Genomic DNA, 296 nt, shown 5'->3' on the forward strand with positions numbered 1-296 from the left:
AGCGATGACGGGCCGCAACCCCCGGTTGAACCGGGCGAGATGCGATACGTCGAGATCGAAGACCTCGGCAAGCAGGGCGACGGGATCGCTCGCGTCGAACGCGGCTACGTGATCATCGTCCCCGACACCGAGGTGGGCGAACGCGTGAAGATCGAAGTGACCGAGGTGAAGTCCAACTTCGCCGTCGGGGAAGTCGTCGAAGAGGCCGGCTGAAGCCGGAGGACTCGCCCCGCGCTCACCCTTCGTCCGGCACTCGGGCGTCCCAGTACGACACCGAGGCGACGTAGTCGCCGGGG

General features: G+C 66.9%; 1 protein-coding gene. It reads left to right on the plus strand.

The features are described 5' to 3' along the window. Positions 1–213: TRAM domain-containing protein (locus tag EXE44_RS18950; RefSeq protein ID WP_137718109.1), on the plus strand; the 213-nt coding region annotated here is incomplete at its 5' end. Between the last annotated feature and the right edge of the window lie 83 nt (positions 214–296).

It is taken from the genome of Halorubrum sp. SS7, from assembly GCF_005435055.1.
In the GTDB taxonomy this organism is placed as follows: Archaea; Halobacteriota; Halobacteria; order Halobacteriales; family Haloferacaceae; genus Halorubrum; species Halorubrum salinarum.